General features: G+C 43.4%; 13 protein-coding genes and 2 pseudogenes. 6 read left to right on the top strand and 9 right to left on the bottom strand.

Annotated features, from left to right (window positions below):
• Positions 1–39: 39 nt before the first annotated feature.
• Positions 40–1,023, bottom strand: coding sequence for a cation diffusion facilitator family transporter (locus MUN89_RS13210; protein WP_244708275.1), 984 nt, complete (start codon positions 1,021–1,023; stop codon positions 40–42).
• A 276-nt stretch (positions 1,024–1,299) separates the two neighbouring features.
• Here MUN89_RS13210 and MUN89_RS13205 point away from each other — a divergent pair, with 276 nt between their 5' ends.
• Positions 1,300–3,042, top strand: a complete 1,743-nt coding sequence (locus MUN89_RS13205) for an ABC transporter ATP-binding protein (RefSeq protein ID WP_244708274.1) — start codon at positions 1,300–1,302, stop codon at positions 3,040–3,042.
• A 210-nt stretch (positions 3,043–3,252) separates the two neighbouring features.
• Here the strand turns inward: MUN89_RS13205 and MUN89_RS13200 are convergent, their stop codons facing one another.
• The 3 genes from MUN89_RS13200 to MUN89_RS13190 form a co-directional block, all read right to left on the bottom strand.
• Entirely contained in the window at positions 3,253–3,594 is a 342-nt protein-coding gene (locus tag MUN89_RS13200; RefSeq protein ID WP_244708273.1) for a DnaJ family domain-containing protein, read from the bottom strand.
• Positions 3,595–3,630: 36 nt separating this feature from the next.
• Positions 3,631–4,032, bottom strand: a complete 402-nt coding sequence (locus tag MUN89_RS13195; RefSeq protein WP_244708272.1) for a DUF4181 domain-containing protein — start codon at positions 4,030–4,032, stop codon at positions 3,631–3,633.
• 135 nt (positions 4,033–4,167) lie between these two features.
• The gene (locus tag MUN89_RS13190; RefSeq protein WP_244708271.1) at positions 4,168–5,025 is read right to left on the bottom strand and encodes a PhzF family phenazine biosynthesis protein; all 858 of its coding nucleotides are present in this window, start codon (positions 5,023–5,025) and stop codon (positions 4,168–4,170) included.
• Positions 5,026–5,110: 85 nt separating this feature from the next.
• Here MUN89_RS13190 and MUN89_RS13185 point away from each other — a divergent pair, with 85 nt between their 5' ends.
• The 3 genes from MUN89_RS13185 to MUN89_RS13175 all read left to right on the top strand — a co-directional run bounded on the left by MUN89_RS13185 (position 5,111) and on the right by MUN89_RS13175 (position 6,798).
• Entirely contained in the window at positions 5,111–5,554 is a 444-nt protein-coding gene (locus tag MUN89_RS13185; RefSeq protein ID WP_318036080.1) for a MarR family winged helix-turn-helix transcriptional regulator, read from the top strand.
• 32 nt (positions 5,555–5,586) lie between these two features.
• Positions 5,587–6,465, top strand: a complete 879-nt coding sequence (locus MUN89_RS13180) for a pirin family protein (protein WP_244708269.1) — start codon at positions 5,587–5,589, stop codon at positions 6,463–6,465.
• A gap of 93 nt (positions 6,466–6,558) precedes the next feature.
• Positions 6,559–6,798 (top strand): ferredoxin family protein, encoded by a 240-nt coding sequence (locus tag MUN89_RS13175; RefSeq protein WP_244713784.1) that lies wholly within the window; start codon positions 6,559–6,561, stop codon positions 6,796–6,798.
• A gap of 111 nt (positions 6,799–6,909) precedes the next feature.
• Here MUN89_RS13175 and MUN89_RS13170 read toward each other — a convergent pair.
• From MUN89_RS13170 to MUN89_RS13155, 4 genes and pseudogenes are all read right to left on the bottom strand, one after another.
• Positions 6,910–8,057 (bottom strand): annotated as a pseudogene (locus tag MUN89_RS13170) (saccharopine dehydrogenase C-terminal domain-containing protein).
• A gap of 38 nt (positions 8,058–8,095) precedes the next feature.
• On the bottom strand, positions 8,096–9,598 hold the full coding sequence (locus tag MUN89_RS13165) for an aldehyde dehydrogenase family protein (protein WP_244708268.1): 1,503 nt from the start codon (positions 9,596–9,598) through the stop codon (positions 8,096–8,098).
• Between the two features lie 34 nt (positions 9,599–9,632).
• Positions 9,633–11,291, bottom strand: a complete 1,659-nt coding sequence (locus MUN89_RS13160; RefSeq protein ID WP_244708267.1) for a thiamine pyrophosphate-dependent enzyme — start codon at positions 11,289–11,291, stop codon at positions 9,633–9,635.
• A pseudogene (locus tag MUN89_RS13155) lies at positions 11,288–12,462 on the bottom strand (aminotransferase class I/II-fold pyridoxal phosphate-dependent enzyme). Before MUN89_RS13155 ends, MUN89_RS13160 begins: the two are co-directional and overlap by 4 nt.
• Before the next feature lie 341 nt (positions 12,463–12,803).
• Between MUN89_RS13155 and MUN89_RS13150 the strand changes: the two are divergent.
• The gene (locus MUN89_RS13150; RefSeq protein ID WP_244713782.1) at positions 12,804–13,991 is read left to right on the top strand and encodes a CaiB/BaiF CoA transferase family protein; all 1,188 of its coding nucleotides are present in this window, start codon (positions 12,804–12,806) and stop codon (positions 13,989–13,991) included.
• A gap of 11 nt (positions 13,992–14,002) precedes the next feature.
• Positions 14,003–15,196 carry an acyl-CoA dehydrogenase family protein gene (locus MUN89_RS13145; protein WP_244708266.1) on the top strand — a complete coding sequence of 398 codons (1,194 nt, stop codon included), beginning with the start codon at positions 14,003–14,005 and terminating at the stop codon, positions 15,194–15,196.
• A gap of 38 nt (positions 15,197–15,234) precedes the next feature.
• Here MUN89_RS13145 and MUN89_RS13140 read toward each other — a convergent pair whose 3' ends face one another.
• Positions 15,235–16,911 (bottom strand): CocE/NonD family hydrolase, encoded by a 1,677-nt coding sequence (locus tag MUN89_RS13140; RefSeq protein ID WP_244708265.1) that lies wholly within the window; start codon positions 16,909–16,911, stop codon positions 15,235–15,237.
• Positions 16,912–16,962 lie beyond the last annotated feature (51 nt).

The raw sequence follows: 16,962 nt of genomic DNA, 5'->3' as shown, positions 1-16,962 counted from the left end.
ATTTTTCTGATCTTATTACATGAAAGCTGTTGGAATGAATTATTCCTCCTGATTACGTTGGTTTCCAGCCTTCCAATGAGGAATGTTATCATCAATATCTGACTCAATAATGACATCTGTAACTCCTTTTACAAGTAAGATCTTCTTTTCGATTCTTTCAAGGATTTCAGAAGCACGGGCGATCGACATGCTCGGATCAAATTCCACTTTCAGCTCGACGTGACGTTCTTCCCCTTCTTTAACGACCATCAGCTTTTGTATATCTCTTACGTGCGGGTCCTCTATTACAAGCTTACCGATGCTTTCTTCCATTTCTTCATCGGCTACTCCTAAAACCCCTGCTGCATTATCAAGAAAAATTCGTCCGACTACGTAAAACAGCATACATCCAATAATAATGGATGCATAGCCCTCGGCATTATGAAAGGGCGTGTAAGTACCGATAACAATTGAGATGATAGCAATTAAAGCCCCGGTGGTAGCAACTAAGTCCTCAAGAAAGACAAGTTTTGTTGCGGGTTTAGCGTTGCCAATGTTTTTAAAGCTTGCGGTTACGACTTGTAATCCTTTTACATGCTCTCCTTCCATACCTGCCGCAATCTCCTTCATCGCTTTATACAATACGGTGGATTCGAGGATAGCAGCTGCCCCTAGGACTCCGATATTCAGCCAAAACCATGATTTTGCTTCTGCAGGTTCGATAATGTGGTGAATGCCTTCTTTTACGGTTTCATATGCAAGAATTCCAACGATAATTACTGCGCCGAGCAGAACCAAATTTACTAGCCTGGCAAAACCTTCAGGAAAGCGTTCGGTTGGGGCTTTTTTACTTAATGCGGAACCGATAAAGACGAAGACCTGGTTCGCAGTGTCGCCAAGACTGTGCATAAGTTCTGCAAACATGGCGACATTCCCTGTTATAAAATAGGCGATGGCTTTGATTAATGCGATAGCAGCATTCATAATGGCAGCAAGTAACGCGGGTTTATTCCCTTCTTTTAGTAAACGGAAGAACTCTCTCATGGCTTGCTCCTTTCGTGTGGAATGCAGATTTCTTTTTACAATTATACCCTCCGGCTATGGTTCTCACTCTTTTTGTAAAGAAGTTAAATTTTTGAAAATTCAATACACACCTTGATAGAAATCGGTTACAATATGGGTATTCATATTCGAGGAGGCGTTTACATGAAAACCATGACTAAGCAAATAAAGCAAACGTATAAGGGGGCACAGTATTTCTAAATAAGAAGTGAACTCCCTTATATGTGTCAACGGACTAACACAATAAAGGGGTTAACCATGGATTTTCCAATTAAAAAATTTCTATCCTATTACAAACCTTATTTAAGGGTTTACCTTTTAGTATTAACCTGTGCTTTAATCGCCTCAGCGGCAACACTCGCTTTTCCTTTGCTTGTTCGTTACATCACGAAGAACGTTCTTGAAGGAAACTCCTCCATAGTTCTGAATGAAGTTTATGGAATTGGCGGGTTCATGCTTCTATTAGCTGTTATTCAAAATGCGGGCAATTATATTGTCGACTATAAAGGGCATGAAGTGGGAGCCCGTATGGAAAGTGATTTACGCTTGGAGCTTTTCAGCCACATACAGAAACTTTCTTTTCAATTTTTCGATAAGGAAAAAACCGGTCAGTTGATGAGCCGGATTACCACGGATTTATTGCTGCTGTCTGAGTTATACCATCACGGGCCTGAAGATTATGTGAAATACCTCATTCGTTTCATGGGAGCATTTTTCATTTTATTGTTTATTAACGCTCCGTTGACCATTGCCGTTTTCTGCTTTCTCCCTCTTCTTGGAGGCTTTTTGGTACTCTTTAATAAAATACTGAACAAAGCCTATCGAACCAGTAAAGCACGTATGGCAGACGTCAATGCCCAGGTCGAAGACAGTCTCGCAGGGATCCGGGTCGTCAAGTCATTTGGCAATGAGCAGGTTGAAATCGAAAAATTTAATAAAGAAAACAACCGCTTTTTGGAGAGCAGAAAGCGGATTTATAAAGCAGAAGCTTATCTGTACAATGGTGTGGAAACGTTTATTCAGCTGATTACCATTACAGTGATTGTTTTTGGCAGTGCGGCTATTGTTCACGAGTCGCTTGATTTGCCAGACTTAATTACTTTTTTACTATACATCGGTTTTATGATCGAGCCGATTCAGCGAATGACACATATGACAACCCAGTTTCAGGAAGGAATCACAGGCTTTCAGCGGTTTATGGAAATTATCAACGTGAAACCTGGAATCGATAATCTCCCAAGCTCCCGTAAGCTCCATCCTGTTGCTGGCGGGATCGAATTCCGTAACGTATCTTTTCGTTACGAAGACCACCTGGATCATGTATTGGAAAACCTTTCTCTTCAGATTTCTCCTGGAGAATTCGTTGCTTTTGTAGGTCCTTCCGGAGCCGGCAAAACAACTCTTTGCTCTCTCCTCCCACGCTTTTATGACGTGAGTAAAGGTGAAGTGCTTCTGGACACCTCAGATGTACGTGATATTGATCTGCTAAGTTTAAGAAAGAGTATCGGTCTAGTCCAACAGGACGTTTATTTATTCTCCGGGACGGTAATGGAAAATATTCGATACGGCAATCCTGAAGCGACCGATGAAGAAATCCTTGCTGCTGCCAGGCAGGCCCATGCCCATGAGTTTATTATGGATCTGCCCGATGGCTATCACTCGGAAATCGGTCAAAGAGGTGTTCGTCTCTCAGGCGGTCAGAAACAGCGTTTAAGTATCGCAAGGGTTTTTTTAAAAAATCCTCCTGTCATTATTTTTGATGAAGCTACCAGTGCACTCGATAATGAAAGTGAACGGATTATAAAAGAGTCTTTAAACAAGCTTGCTCAAGGGAGAACTACTTTAGTAATTGCACACCGACTTTCGACGATTCAGCACGCCGAACGAATTGTTGTCTTGACTAAGGATGGAATAGCGGAACAAGGGACGCACCATTCCCTGCTTGAAAACAACGGCATCTATGCAAGTCTTTATTCTACACAGTTTGAATGGAGTAGATAATAATAAAAACGGCGCTTCCAATGGTGAGGAAGTGCCGTTTTTATTTTAGTTATGAACGGAGCTTGGTTGCTTGCCGTGAAGGAAAAGTCTCATGGAGTTAATTGACCCAGTACCTTTATTCACGAACGTTAAAGCAGTGATGAAAATCAACTTTATAGTCCTGATTGTCAGCGAAGGACGTCGACGTAAGAATTTGAGATCACAAACGAATTACCAAACTTCTTTTGCTTTAGCTAAGTTGTCGAAGCTTATCTTGTTTTTTTGCATTTGAACCGGACAGATTTTGTTGTGCTGTTTGATTTTTTCGTTAATAATTACGAGGTCACTTTCAGTTTGGCAGGATTGCACTAGAGCGGAAATTTCTTTTTGCAGCTTGATCCATCCTGGCAGATAACCTGCATTTTTTGCGGCTTTTTGAAAGTTTTGATACACATCTTTGCTTGTGTAATCCTTTGGTAATGGTTTTCCTTTCCCTGGTCCTGAATAGTTATCCTTCTCCCCTGACTGCTCTAAAATCTCGCCAATCATGTCATTATTATACTTTCTGTCCATTCACATTCCTTCTTTCTTCATAAGTTCTAATAACTATTAAAAGGTCGTAAAACCAAGTGCTATTGTGAGGACAAATATCGTAATTACACGGCTTAACGAAACGAGGTAATAACGGTCCTCAGGCCGGTATTTCCATTCAGCTGCCGTTTGAATGATTTGTAAACAAATAAAAAAGAGAACAAAAGAAAAAGATAAATAAGCTGCATTTTGAAAAATAAGCCCAACGAAGAGAAACGTTATGAGGAAAATTATACGGATCATCCATTCCCAATTTTTGTGAAGATTATTGACGTGATTGTACGAAAACCACTTCTTTTTAGGAGCTCCGACACATTTTCTAACGATGAAAGCAGGCAGTTCAATCCAAAGAATAGCAGCCGCTGCTATGAGTATTATCAGGAGTCCAATATCTATATAACCTCCATACATTCCGTTCATACTTCATTCTTCCCTCCCTCCATAGCTGTTCATTTAGGTGTCTCACATATTTTTTTATTATTAATATCTCTATTTCTAATTATTTCAATTTTTTTCCTCGAACGCAACTGCATATTGATTCAACAACAGCTTGACTTAATGGAGGACGGCTTTTCCGGTAATCCGGTTATGAACGATTTGCTTATCTTTAATGTAAGTCTCTGCTGTAATCAAACTTTTTCTACCCATGGCCTCCCCCTGATATACGGTATGCGTATTCCAGCCTTCTTGTATAGGAGGGAAAATTTCGTGTTCTGTTAAGTAGACGCCTAAAGCGGAAGCAGCTACTCCAGTCGCTGGATCTTCAATGTAACCTGCTTTATTAGGAAATTGTCTTGCCTGCACGTGATTGTCTTCTAATGCAAAGACGTAAACCCCTGTCGTATTATACGTCTCACAAATTTCCCACAAGTCCTTAAAGTCTGGTTCCAGCTGGTGCAGCAGATCCACGGATTTTAGCGGGACTATTAATTTGAATCGAGAAGTGGAAACCGATTGAACAGGACACTCACTAATATCACTTGACTCAATCGATAAAGCCTCTGCTACCCTTTCTCTTGAGGGGGTTTCATCGCTGAACTGAGGAGAAAACTGATCTACACTCACGACGATTTCGCCCTGGTGATTTTTCCACTCTACATGGACTCGTCCTGCCGCCGTTTCAACAAAAACGGAAGAAGATGTGAAAAAACCTTCCTTTAAAAGTACAGTGATGCTGGCAATCGTAGCATGGACGCACATTTCCATTTCATGAAGAGGAACGAAAAACTTGAGTTTTACATCACAATCTGAGCGACTGGCACGAAGGACAAATGCAGTTTCATGCTGAAATTCCTTCGTCATTGCCTGCATGGCTTCTGCAGTTAAGTCGTCTGCATTTAAAACAACAGGACACGGATTGCCTCCTTTGTTTTTGTATGGAAATACAGTGGTGTGAATAATCATTTCCGACATTTGCGATCCTCCAGTTCTATTTATTTGCCTCTGTTTATTTTAGCAAATATAATTAGTAGGTATAGCAACTATTTGTGGTGAGGGGATGAAGTTGAGTCTATCGTTTCAAGATTATATAAGTATCAAAATCCACCAAACAGATTTAAGGTTAACTAGTTTTATTAAAACAAAGCTTGTAGATTATAACCTGGCCCCTGAGCAGAATTTGATTATGATGCTGCTCTGGGAAACCAATGGGTTAACTCAGAACCAGCTTGCCCACAAGCTAAATAAAGATAAAACCAACGTGGCACGAATGGCCGTGAGTCTTGAGAAGAAAGGGTTCATAGATCGAATCCCCTCCTCTGATGACAAGCGTTCCTTGCAATTATCTCTAACTGCTGAGGGTCGGAAATTGAAACATCAAATACTTCCGGAAGCGGAAGATTTTAATGCAAAAGTGTGCAGCGATTTTTCCAAGGAAGAGCTTGACGAATTGAACCGGCTGTTAACGAAAATCAATAGGAACATTGAAAAATTTGACGGGTAAACTGACCCGAAACGGACAAGGAGTGAATGCAGATGAAACAAAATCAAACCGACGAAAGGTTGGAGAGAGAAGTTGCCGATCATTGGTATGTGAAATACGAGGAAATGAATTTTCCTGCTATTCAGAAAGGATGGGTCCTCCCTGCGGATCGTTTTGAAGAATTTGATCCATTTATATTAATGGCTGAAGACTGGTTTAAAAAAGGAACTTTTCCTGACCACCCGCACCGTGGTTTTCAAACGGTCACCTACGTGATGGACGGCCGGTTAGAACATATTGATAATAGCGGAGGAAGGGATATTTTAGAGCCTGGGGATATGCAGTATATGAATGCAGGCTGGGCTGCACGTCATGCGGAAGACGGTGTAGAAGATGACATTGCCCACACCCTTCAATTGTGGGTGAATCTCCCACAGAATAAACGAAACACGGATACAATTTATCAGAACGTTTACGCAGAACAGGCCCCTGTTGTCGAAATAAATGGAGGACGTGTCAAGGTGTTTGCCGGAAGCTTAGCTGGAGTAAAAGGGCCTTTGAATTCAATTGTCCCGCTTACGATTAGTGAAATCACTTTAGAAAAAGACGCCGAATACGTTCACAAGCTGCCAGAAACTCATAATGCGTTCGTCTACGTTCTCTCTGGTGAAGCGGCCATCGGTAAAAATCAAGTGACGATGAAAAAGCACGGGACTGGTTTGTTAAGTTTCAATAAAGAGGGCAATAAAGAAAATCCAAGTGACTTAGCAATTAAATCACACCATCGTCGCACGAAACTGCTTGTTTATTCCGGTGAACCAATTCAGGAAAAGATTATCCCGTACGGCCCGTTTGTCATGAACTCCATGGAGGAGATAAAACAAGCTTACCAGGATTTTAAAAATGGAAAATTTGGACCGCCTGCCGTTTAAGCGGATTTGAACTTTACGGCATGATTTGATTCAATAAAAAGTACACGACACAAGAAGTGTCCTGTGAATAACTTTTGAAACGGAGGATCGATGATGGCATTTGTAATTACAAGTCCATGTGAATCAGAAAAAGCTGGAGAGTGTGTTACGGTCTGCCCCGTTGATTGTATAGAGGAAGGCCCTGAACAGTTTTTTATCAATCCGGATATATGTATCGATTGCGGTGCATGCGTTTCTGTATGCCCGGTGGATGCAATTGTGGAAGAATATGAATTAACTCCTGAAGAAGAACCTTATTTGGAAAAGGCAGAAAAGTTTTTCGGAAATATTTAAGTAGGATTGAGGCTTGGGGAGCATTGTAGGTGAAGTGCTCTCCAAGCTCTTTATGTATGTCTACTTCTAATAAATAAGGAGCTGATCGCTCAGCTCCTTTTAATTAGTTGTTTAGACTTGTTTTTCTGTAATAATAACGCCTCGTTTAGCCATTTCTTCAATATAAATATCACCAGGTACAATTTGTTCAGGGGGCAGGACTCCTGCTTTCGTAATCGTTTTTCTCCCGATCATCTGCGCGACAACGGAAATGGTATTAGCTGTTGCCCTTGCCATGGCGGTCACTTTATTCACTCGATCTTTAAAGGTTACCATTTCATATTGAAATGCCGTTTCTTTCCCAGCTTTTAATCCACCGACACACACCCGAAGTAAAACGACATCGTCTTTGTCTTTTAAGTCAACGATAGGGTCGAGAGTTTTCAGCAGCACTTCACGCGGCTTTATTTTCATACCGTTTACGTTCACTTCAAAATCGCTGTGAGTTAATTTTAAATCAACGAGAAGTTTCATTTTTTCTGCATGACCCCGGTAGCGGATTGTTTTATATTCCAATGTATGAACATGAGGAAAGGACTTCAATAATGTCGAAGTTCCACCTGACGTGTGGAAGGCTTCTAGCGGTCCGAACCGTTCAAAATGCAGTTGTTCTAATTCTGAGAGTGAAGGAATGTCGACAAGTTTCCCATCACGAATGATTGTGGAAGAATCGGTATAATGATCTAGCAGACCTTCCATTGAAAAAACATGGTTGTATTCTAATGGAGGTTCAGGCTGGACCGGTATCCCCCTACAAAAAGGCGGATGGATTGGACTTCATCTAATTTACTTGCTCCGTACCCTGATAAAATATTAATCATTCCTGGCGCAACACCAAGGTCAGGAATAAGGGTGACCCCCGCATTCGCTGCCTGTGGATACATATCAAGCACATGATCGGTAACGTGACCAATATGACCACCCAGATCCACCGAATGAACGCCGGCTTCTATGGCTGCTGCGGCCACGGCTTCGTTAAATGAATAGAATAGTGCGTTGATGACGACATCGTAATCTTTCATAAATGCCTTTAATTCATCAGGATTTCCGGCATCGATTTTGTAAGCCTTGATTTTTGAAGAATGAAGCAGCTGGCAGACTGCCTGAGCTCTAATCACGTCTATATCCGCAAGACCAACACTTGTCACTTCAGGATTTTGGACGAGATCCCGAGCTGCTTCTTTTCCCATTAAGCCTGATCCTAAGACCGCTACTTTCATTGTCCCCGCTCCCTTTTCTATATAGTTACTAAAACTCGTTATTCTACATCGATTTGGGCCCGCTGAAGCTTTCCACTGAAGTCAACGTACACGGATTTCCACTCAGTAAAAACATCCAAGGCGGCTAAGCCTGAGTCCCGGTGGCCGTTCCCTGTTCCTTTTGTCCCGCCAAAAGGCAGATGGATCTCTGCGCCTGTCGTACCTGCGTTAATGTAGACAATCCCTGTATCAAGGTCACGTTGTGCTGTGAACACTTTATTGACGTCACGCGTGAAAATAGAGCTTGATAACCCGTATTCCACACTGTTGTTAATTTCAATGGCCTCTTCCAGGCTTTCGACAGGGATGAGAGAAACGACAGGGCCAAAAATCTCCTCCTTTGCAATCCGCATACTTGGAGCGACGTCAGTAAATAGGGTGGGTGCGAAATAATGGCCGCTTGCATGTTCACCTTCCTCTAAGGTAAACCCTCCTGTCAGCAATGTGGCACCTTCTTCTTTGCCGATTTTCATGTATTGCTTTATTTTTTCGAGACCTCCCTGATTAATGATCGGTCCGACTTTTACGGATGCATCAAGTCCGTTTCCAATCGTCAGCTTGGCGATTTCTTTTTGAAGACGTTCTTCTAATTCTTCTTTGACGTCTTTATGGACCATTACGCGGCTGCAGGCCGTACAACGCTGTCCGCTTGTACCGTAAGCACTCCACAAAATTCCTTCCACCGCTAAGGAAAGATCGGCATCGTCCATCACGATGACCGCGTTCTTTCCACCCATTTCCAAGGAAACTTTTTTCAGTCTTTCGCCGCATTTAGAAGCAATATTCCGTCCAACAGAGTTAGAACCTGTAAACGAAATGACTCGAATTATTTCTTGATCAATCATCGCTTCGCCTACTGTAGATCCTGAACCGAAAACGACGTTAATGACCCCTTCAGGAAGTCCAGCTTCTTCAAATATTTTGGCTAATTCATACGCCATAATCGGCGTTTCTGTTGCAGGCTTCCAAACGACAGCATTTCCTGCAACGATCGCGGGGAATGATTTCCATGTTGCAATGGCGATCGGGAAGTTCCAAGGAGTAATAATGCCGACAACACCAACTGGTGAACGGACACTCATGGCGAATTTATCCTTTAGTTCTGAAGGAGTCGTCTGCCCGAACAACCTCCGCCCTTCCCCTGCCATATAGAAGGCCATATCGATTCCTTCCTGAACTTCTCCGCGGGCTTCTTCAATTACCTTGCCATTTTCCATTGTAAGCAGCTGGGAAAGTGTTTCCTTCCTTTCCTTCATCAGCATTCCCACACGAAACAACACTTCTGCCCGCTGCGGTGCCGGCACCAGCGCCCAGTTTTTTTGCGCTTTTTTTGCGGCTTCCGCTGCTGCTTTAACATCTTCTAACCCGGATAATGGGACTTGAACCAAGGTTTCCATCGTGGCTGGATTGGTTACAGCTGTATGCAGTCGATTGGAAGGCTCATACCACTTTCCGTTAATAAAATTTTGCAGTTTTTCTACTTGAATCAGCTTTTGAGTCACAAGGTTTCCTCCTTTTAAAAAAGCTTTAAACCAGTTAATTCTTTGGAACGCGGTTTCTAATCTGCTTGATGGTAGAGGATACAGAGATCTGTTCTGGGTCACACTCTACTTCGATGACAGCGGGCTTGTGGTTGAGAAGTGCTTTTGAAAGCGCCTGCTCAAACTCCTCACTGTTTTTAACCAGGTAACCGGTCGCTCCAAAATTTTCTGCGATCTTAGCAAATGGAACAAGGCCTAAATCTGTACCAATCGGTTTATTTGGAAAGTGGATCTCCTGATGCATTCGAATCGTTCCATACATGGAGTTATTAAAGATCAGACTGATAACAGGGATGTTGTAACGGACCGCCGTTTCCATTTCCTGAATCGTCATCATAAATCCACCGTCCCCCGACAGAGAGATGACTGTAGCTTCCGGTCGTGCTAACTTCGCTCCTAAGGCGGCGGGCATTCCGTAACCCATCGCCCCGGAAGTCGGTCCGATATAAGAATTCTTTTCGTTAAATTGGTAATACGTGTGAAGCCAGCCTGCAAAATTTCCAGCATCGTTAGTAAGAATACTCCGGGCAGGCAGGGATTTGTTTAAAATAGAAATAATCTGATGATTCAGCGGTCTGTCTCCGTCCGGTTCGGCAATCGAGTCCTCATAAGCTTTCCTGCACTCGGTTCTCCAATCGCTCCACTTTGGCGTAAAAAGAAGACCATTCAAAGCTCTTAACGCTTCCGCCGCATCAGCAACAATTCCAAGATCAGGGGCAAATACTTTGCCAACCACAGCATGATCAATGTCAATGTGAACGAGTTTCTTATCCTTCGTAATAATGGAATAATCCTGAGTGGTTACCTCAGAAAGCCTGGTACCAATCGCGATGATCGTGTCGGCGGATTGAACCAAACTTAGTACCTTTGCGCTTACACCTAAACCAAGGTGTCCGCAGTAAAGAGGATGATGATTTGGAAACACATCATGCCTTCTGAAAGCAGCCATCACCGGTATTTGGAACTTGCTTGAAAATTGGAGAAGTTCTTCTTCTCCTTGGGAATGCTTAATCCCGCCTCCGGCAATAATCAGCGGCCGCTTAGCCGTGCGCAGCAGAGCTTCCATGGCCTTTATTTCCTGAGTGCAAGGCTTAGGAGACGGCCGTTGCAGGGGTTCACTAAAGTGCATAATGGCTCGCTTAGCCAGGACATCTTCCGGCAGGGAAACAACTACTGGACCGGGCCTGCCGGTTATTGCCGTGCGAAAAGCACGCTGGACCAATTCTGGAATTCTTTCTACGTCATGGATTTCCACCGTCCACTTGGCAAGGTGACTGAAAAATCGGTCAAGCTCTACTTCCTGGAACCCTTCTCTTCCTCTGAAAGCACTATGAACTTGTCCTAAAAAAACAACCATCGGAGTAGAATCCTGAAATGCCGTATGGACACCGATCGCCAGATTAGAGGCGCCCACGCCTCTAGTCGCCATCACTACACCTGGGAGCCGGGCGGCTTTTGCATAACCCTCCGCCATAAAAGAAGCACCACCCTCGTGCCTTGAAGAAATGAGCTGAATACTTGGTTCATCATAAATGGCATCCATTACTGGAAGATAGCTTTCTCCAGGGACACAAAATACATGAGAGATTTTCTCCAGTTTTAAACACTCCACTAAGGCTTTGGCGCCAGATAAATAGAGAGAACCTGTACTCATGGACTCCCTCCTGTCTTCAAACCTTTGATTCTTGCAGCCGCCTCGTGCAAGCGCCTGGTAGGAACGCTTAACGAAATGCGGATATAACCTTCTCCCCCTTGCCGAACGCTGAACCCGGGGTAAGAATCACCCCAGCTTTTTCAAGAATTTCTTCCGCAAAGGATTGGGAGGTGAAACCTTTGGGAACCTTTGCCCAGAGAAAAAAAGTTCCCCTGGGTTTGTCAGCTTCGATTCCTATTGATTTGAGGGCGTGGAGCATCGTCAAAGCCCGCTGCTGATATACTGCATTATTAGCTTCCACCGTAGTTAGATCACTGCTTAAAGCCGCTGCCCCTGCTTTTTGAATAGCGAGAAACTGGGAAGTGTCTGTATTGCTTTTCACGATCGACAACGCCTTGATTAATTCTTTATTTCCGACTACGTAACCGAGCCGCCAGCCTGTCATATTGAAGCTTTTTGACAGTGAACCAAACTCCACGGCTCTTTTTTTTGCCTCCGGAATTTCCAAGATGCTTGGAGCCTTATAATTGTCAAACGTAACGAGATCATAAGCGGCATCGTGAGCTACACAGAGTTCGTTTGCTGCTGCAAATGCGATCGCTTTTCTAAACGTATCAATCTCCACAGTAGCTCCAGTGGGATTACTTGGATAGTTTAATAGCAGCAGTTTTGACACGTGCAAGTCTTTCGGTGCGATTTCATTAAACTTGGGCACATATCCGTTAGCTCCATCAAGCGGCATGCGGATCATCTTTCCGTGGGATAAGTGAATGGCCGATTGATAGACGGGATAGCCCGGGTCCGGTGTGAGCACTCCATCTCCGGGATTAAGAACTGCTTGAATGAGGTGAGCAATCCCCTCTTTCGACCCAATAAGTGTAAGCACTTCTGTTTCTGGATCCAACTCTACGTGATAGTGACGCAGGTAAAAATCAGCCACTGCTTCACGAAACTCCTTGCAGCCTCCATAAGGAGAGTACTTGTGGTTTTCAGGCTTCCTTGCTTCCTCTGTTAACCGATCTATGATGAAGGAAGGGGTTGGCAGGTCCGGCGCACCGATTCCTAAATCAATGACGTCGACCCCTTTCTTTTGTAAAGCTGCTTTTTTTTGCTGGAAGATTGAAAACAGATAAGGAGGTAAACTGCTTACTTTTTTAGAACAATAGGTCATCCATTGACCTCCCAATCATTAGGAAATGAACGATCACGTCTTAAAGGCTCGGACATTTCCTATTAATATGCACTTCTTAAGGTTTGTCCCATGGTCTATCCTATTACTCGAAAATTCGTTTCATGATAGGCTATTTATCTTTTATCTATGTAAAATGTTCATATTATTAGAGGCCAAGGAATAAACTGGAGTGTACAGACTGCTATTCCAAGCTTAATAGGGACAAATCCTTTGCCCTCCTAAGATTTCTCATTTATTTCACCATTATTTTAAGCCAGTGGGATTCATACTTAGTATGGGTTCTGCTGGTTTTTCATTTAGTTAAAAAGGAAGTGATACCCCTGTCATCAACTCTAAAGGGCATAAAAGTGCTTGATTTATCAAGAGTTCTTGCCGGACCATACTGTTCTATGATCCTCGGGGATCTTGGTGCAGAAGTCATCAAAGTAGAAGCTCCTGGAGGGAGTGACGACACAAGGAAATGGGGGCCTCCTTTCCAGGAAGGCATCAGTGCCTATTACCTTTGTGCAAATCGAAATAAAAAAAGCCTGACCGTCAATTTAAAAACAGAGCACGGGAAATCAATAATCAAAAATCTTGCTTCTAACAGCGATGTCGTCCTTCATAATTTTAAGACAGGTACGATGGAACGGCTTGGACTCAGCTATGAAACACTGAGTGAAGGAAACCCCGGACTTATTTATTGCTCCATTACCGGGTTTGGTGAGACGGGGCCGTTCAGCCACTTGCCGGGCTATGATTTTATCATTCAAGCGATGAGCGGTTTAATGAGTATTACAGGAACGGAAGAATCAGGGCCGCAGAAGCTTGGGGTGGCGATAACCGATGTCATCACCGGTCTTTACGCCTGCATAGGGATCCAGTCTGCTTTAATCGAGCGAAATCAATCAGGATTAGGCCAGAAGCTCGATTTGTCTTTATATGATTCGGCGGTGAGTACATTAGTGAATATAGGCAGTAATTACTTAATGTCGGGTGCCCTCCCCTCCCGTTTAGGCAATCACCATGCAAATATCGTTCCGTATCAGACATTCGAATCGAAGGATGGGGAGATGGTGATCGCTGTTGGCAATGACCAGCAGTTTACTTTTTTATGCCAACTCATTAATCGTAAAGACCTGCCAAATGATCCCCGGTTCACTACAAATCCTGATCGAGTAAAACATCGTACAGAGCTTTCAGCAATACTGCAGGGGGCCTTCTCTCAGGAATCAACGGACTATTGGAAGGAAAAATGTCAAGGGTCGGGCATTCCCTTCGGCCCGATTCAGACGCTGAAGGATCTTGAAGCTGACGCCCAGTTAAAACAAAGGCGCATGTTTGTTTCTCTCGAACATCCTAAAGCAGGACAAATTCGAGTGATCGGCAGTCCGCTTAAGCTCTCCAGAACTTCAATTGAGACGTACCGCCATCCGCCAGAGCCAGGTGAACATACAGAAGAAATCCTTTCCTCATTGGGCTACGATTCAATGAAAATTGAGGAATTCAGGAAGTCTAATACGATTTAAGGAGTGGTGGAATGAATTTTGATTTTAGTGACGAGCAAGTGATGCTTCGTAAAACGGTAAGAGATTTTGTAGACAAGGAGATCATGCCCTTTATTGGAGAATGGGATGCTAAAGGTTTTTTTAATATAGACGTTGTCAAAAAACTGGCTCAATTAGGCTATATGGGTGTATGTATTCCAGAAAAGTATGGTGGAAGCGGCATGGACTATAATTCCTTGGCCATCGTATGTGAGGAACTCGAACGAGGTGATACAGCTTTTCGTACGGCGGTTTCTGTCCATACCGGGCTGAACAGCATGACCCTTCTGCAGTGGGGCAGTGAACAACAGAAACAGAAGTATTTAGTTCCCCAGGCAGAAGGATTGAAAATTGGAGCTTTCGGTTTAACGGAACCGGGGGCAGGCTCTGATGTGGCTTCGTTACAATCGACAGCTGTACGTGACGGAGACGATTATATACTAAATGGTCAGAAAACGTGGATTTCTTTATGTGACACAGCTGATCATTTCCTCGTCTTCGCTTATACAGATAAAAGTAAAAAGCATCATGGCATTTCTGCATTTATCGTGGAGAGAACGATGCAGGGCTTCTCTTCAAAAGCTACTAAAGGCAAGCTGGGTATTCGAGCCGGCAATACGGGAGAATTATTTTTTGATCAAGTAAAGGTTCCCAAGGACAACCTGGTAGGTGAAGAAGGAGATGGCTTCAAGATTGCTATGTCCGCTTTGGACAATGGCAGATTTACTGTCGCTGCAGGCGCCTGTGGCCAGATCATGGCCTGCTTAGAAGCAAGCGTCAAGTACTGCCACGACCGGACAACCTTTGGAAAAGAAATCGGCAGGCATCAGCTCGTCCAGCAAATGGTTGCCAAAATGGATGCTGGCCTCAAGATGAGCAGGTTCCTCGTCTATCAGGCGGGAGAGCTGAAAAATAAAGGGGTGCGCAATACTAGAGAAACGTCGTTAGCAAAATGGCAGGCGTGCGATTTTGCTAATCAGGCTGCAGACGATGCCGTGCAGATTCACGGTGCTTATGGATATTCCAATGAGTACCCTGTGGAACGTTATTTAAGAAATTCTAAAGCACCGGTCATTTATGAAGGGACGAGGGAAATTCATACGATCATGCAAGCCGAATATGTACTCGGCTATCGTCAGGATAAACCACTGAAGAAAATGCTTCCCGCTTGGAAACAGGGAAACTAAAGAAAAGCACAAGGGCTTTACGTAAAGCCCTTGTGCTTTTAGTCTTCTTCTGGCTCAGGCATTACAGGTAGAAGAATGTAAGAAGGATATTGTTTTCCATAATAGATGGTTTGCATAGCTTTTATTGACTTTACACTTTCAACCATAGAAGAACCGGTGTTAGGGTTGCAATCATAGCGAGGAAAATTGCTGGATGAAATGTGCAGTCTGATAGCATGGCCTTTAAAAAATACATTACTTGTAGACCATAGATCAATCTCTATTTGTTTCGGTGTGTTTTCTTCCATAGGATCGAGTCGAATGATTCCATCCGCCAGATTATAAGAGGTTCCATCGGGAAATACATCGATTAGTGCCGCCGTAAAATCAGTAGCCTTTCGATTGGAACTTACCCATAGGACTGCTTTCAAAGGACCTGTGATTTCCACATCCCTTTGTAAGACAGGAGTCGTAAACGTTAAGACATCTGGGCGAGCTGCAATGCCATTTTGATTACAGGGTCCACTGTTTATTCCTTGGTAGAAGAGCGTCGCTCCGCCAGTTGTAGGAACAGGCTGTTCAGGATCATAACAGAATTTTTCACTTGCTTCATTTATACTAGGGAAGTCTGTTCGTAACTGTCCCTGTTGATGTAAATAATAAGGAGTATAAACCGTCCGTTTAATCGGCCATTCTCTTTCGGTTCTCCATTGGTCTACTCCCATTACAAAGATTTGCACAGGAGGAATGGCAGCGGCTGGTTTATTAAATACATCATTAAACCAATGAAGGTGCAAATCGGTCAAATCCTGCTGGTGCCGAATGGAATTTCCACTGCTGTGTGTACCAAAAAAACGATCGCCGATAAGGGGATTAAAATCTCCATGGCCCCACGGTCCAATCATTAATTTTTGCATTTTATTCGATTGCGCCATTTTTTCAAAATTTTCGATCGTAGAGCCTAAAAAACAATCATACCATCCGCCAATATGAAACGCCGGAATCTCAAGCTCTGATAGTTTTTCAGTTACAGATGATAAGTTGAGCCAATCTTCCTCCGGCTGAATAAATGTGTTAAAAAAGTCATGCAGCTCCTTAGTTGCTGTGGCTGGCGGCCATAAATGTACGGGCTTGTATTTGTACCATTTATTTAGTGAATTCACTGCTTCCCTTACCTGGTTATATCCACCGTTCTTTCCCTCCGAGCGGTCAATGATGTCAGGAGCAATGGAATCCAGAAACCATGTTTCAAACAGGGCAAGTTCAAAGGCTCCCCCACGAAAGAGGAGTCCGTTTTCCAAATGACTGCCTGTCATTGCCGGGGCAATAGCCTTAAGGGAAGGCGGCTGCTCGACTGCTGCATAGATTTGGGTATATCCATAATAGGACAAGCCAAACATAGCAACATTTCCATTGCAGTAAGGCAATGCTCCTGCCCACTCCACGCTGTCATATCCATCCTTGCGTTCTTGCACAAAAGGATTGAATTTCCCTTCAGAGGCAAAACGGCCACGCACATCTTGAATAACCACCACAAAACCTCCTCTGACTAAACGAAAAGGATCAACATAACGATGAGAAAATTCAGGAAGATCTTTGTTGTAAGGGGTTCTCGAAAGAAGGACTGGATATTGTCCTTCTGCAGCCGGACGGTAAATATTTGAATAAAGAATCGTCCCATCTCTGAGCTTACAAGGAAGATTGTGTTCTACAAGAACAGCTGAATTTGTGTTCACTCTTCTTTCTCCTTTCATAAATAAGAGATCTGCATTAACTACAGATCTCTT

Origin of the sequence: Halobacillus salinarum (assembly GCF_022919095.1) — a bacterium.
Taxonomy (GTDB): Bacteria; Bacillota; Bacilli; order Bacillales; family Halobacillaceae; genus Halobacillus_B; species Halobacillus_B salinarum.
This window is presented reverse-complemented; position numbering and strand designations above follow the sequence as displayed.